2 protein-coding genes are annotated in these 2,739 nt (G+C 53.4%); both read left to right on the top strand.

Annotated elements, in window-relative coordinates; genetic code table 11:
* Positions 1 to 1,599: sodium-translocating pyrophosphatase (locus tag B2633_RS04560; protein WP_483169445.1), on the top strand; the 1,599-nt coding region annotated here is incomplete at its 5' end.
* Positions 1,600 to 1,821: 222 nt separating this feature from the next.
* On the top strand, positions 1,822 to 2,739 hold a 918-nt coding region (locus B2633_RS04555), incomplete at its 3' end, for an S-layer homology domain-containing protein (protein WP_483169444.1).

Raw genomic sequence — 2,739 nt, 5'->3', positions numbered from 1 at the left:
GTGACCGGGGTGGCCCTGGTGACCTTCATCGTCCTGGCGGTACAGCCGGCCTTGTCCGCCACCCTGATCGCCTGGATCTTCATATTGCGCGTATTGATGATCATCACCTCCATCACCGCCTTCTACATCAACCGGGCTTACAGCCAGAGCCGCTTCGGCGCCAAAGACGACTTCGACTTTGAGCAGCCTTTGACCAGCCTGGTATGGATCACCTCCATACTGTCCATCATAGCCACCTTCGCGGCCAGCTACTTCCTGTTAGGGCCGGGCTCAGGCGTTCCCCAAGAGTTAGAGCAGCTGTGGCTGATCTTATCCGCCATCATCAGCATAGGCACTTTGGGCGCAGCCTTAATCCCTGAATTCACCAAGATATTCACCAGTCCCAACTCCAGCCACGTGGCTGAGGTAGTCAAAGCCTCCCGGGAAGGCGGTCCCTCCCTCAACATCCTCTCCGGTCTGGTAGCGGGCAACTTCAGCGCCTTTTGGATCGGCATGGTATTCTTCGCCTTAATGTTCGGGGCCTATTATGCCAGCGGATACGGCTTGAGCGATATCATGATCTATCCCTCCATCTTCGCCTTCGGCCTGGTAGCCTTCGGCATGCTGGGTATGGGACCGGTGACCATCGCCGTAGACAGCTATGGCCCGGTGACCGACAACGCCCAGTCCATCTACGAATTGTCCCTGATCGAAGAGATTAAAGACGTGGATAAAGAGATCGAAGGCCAATTCGGCTTCAAACCCGACTTTGAAAAAGCCAAGCACTACCTGGAAGCCAACGACGGAGCCGGCAACACCTTCAAAGCCACGGCCAAACCGGTACTGATCGGCACCGCGGTGGTCGGAGCCACCACCATGATCTTCTCCCTGATACTGGTCATCCAGAACGTATTAGGGGTAGAGCCCGAACAGATCTTAACCCTCTTAAACCCCTTCACCATCTTCGGCTTCATAGCCGGGGGATGCATCATCTACTGGTTCACCGGAGCCTCCACCCAGGCGGTCACCACCGGTGCCTACCGGGCGGTGGAATACATCAAGCAAAACATACGTTTGGATGAAGAGGCCAGCCAGAAGGCCTCCATAGAAAAATCCAAAGAAGTGGTCAAGATCTGCACCCAGTATGCGCAGCAGGGCATGTTCAACATCTTCATCGCCATCTTCTCATTCACCATCGCCTTCGCCTGCCTGGCAGCGCCTAGAGCGGGTGAGGACGGCAACCTGGCGGTATCGCTGTTCGTGTCTTACCTGATCTCCATAGCCGTGTTCGGCTTGTTCCAGGCGGTATTTATGGCCAATGCGGGGGGATGCTGGGACAACGCCAAAAAGGTGGTGGAAGTGGACCTGCAGGAGAAAGGCACTCCATTGCATGAAGCCACCGTTGTAGGCGACACCGTAGGCGACCCCTTCAAAGACACCTCGTCAGTGGCTATGAACCCGATCATCAAATTCACCACTTTGTTCGGACTGCTGGCCATGGAGATAGCCATCACCGAAGCCTTCCGGGGAATCGCGCCTTCAGTAGGCATCGTGTTCCTCCTGGTGGCACTGTATTTCGTATGGCGCTCCTTCTATGGAATGAGAATCCCGGTTAAATAAAGTCACCAAAGAGAACGGCTGCCCTATAAGTCCAAAATGGACTCAGGGGCAGCCTTTTTTTCGACTGCTTTTATATGCAGTTGCGTGCCAACAGTCCCTTTTTATTTCGACATATCCTTAAAATCGACAGCGACCTTTCCCTGCCATTCAGCAGGAAAGAGCTTCTCCATCGCGAATGTAATGCTATAAAAAGAGGAAAATCATTCATGAGGAGGGTTAATTTTGAAGTTGTTTTATAAAACAAATAGACGATTAATGGCATCATTGCTTGCCGGGCTGTTTTTTCTGGCGCAGGGACTGATGTTTCCGGTTGTTTTATCTGCAGCCCAGCAGGCCACTCCATTTAATGACGTTGCGCCTGACCACTGGGCTTTGAAATACATTGTCAATCTGTCCGCCCGGGATATAATGTCGGGGGATAACAACGGCAATTTCCGTCCCGACCAGCCCATCTCACAGCTGGAAGCAGTGCTTTTGGCGGTGCGCTGTATGGGGCAGGACAATGCCATTTCTGAAGTAAATGCCGATGCGGATCTGCCCTTCGAGGTCCCTTCCTGGGCCAACAAGGGGGTTTTCAAGAAAGAGTTGTTGTTCGCCGTGGAACAGGGACTCCTGGTTCCCTCCCAAAAAGACTTCATCGCCTCAGACTTCGCCAGCCGCGCCTGGATAAGCCAGCTGATGGTGCGCCTGATCGGCAAACAGTCGGAAGCATTCACAATGAACAGCACCACACCGGATTTCATCGATGCGGACGAGATGCCTTCCTGGTCGATAGGTTACATAAATGCGGCTTTAAAGTACGATTTGATTTCAAAATTTCCCGATGGCAGCTTCAAGCCTGAGCAATTGGTAACCCGCGCCCAAACCGCTACCCTTCTGACCCGGGCCGAGCCCTATCTCACCCCCTCGGCAAATCAGGTTGAGGGTCCGATTACCGCCCTTTCGCCGGACACTATAGGTTTACAGGTGGGGCAGGCCGTCATGGGATACACCTTAACCGATGACAGCTATCTGTTTGACCTCAATGACAAGGCTTGCACCTGGGATGCCTTAAAACTAGGCGACTACGCAAATCTGGTGATAGATGGCGCCAAAATCGAATATCTGGCCATTTCCGAGCCGCCTGCCGCAACAATAACC

The sequence above is a fragment of the Syntrophomonas sp. UBA1041 genome (genome assembly GCF_002316705.1).
In the GTDB taxonomy this organism is placed as follows: domain Bacteria; phylum Bacillota; class Syntrophomonadia; order Syntrophomonadales; family Syntrophomonadaceae; genus DTU019.
Note: the sequence above shows the minus strand (reverse complement) of the source record. Positions and strands in the feature narration are given on the sequence as shown.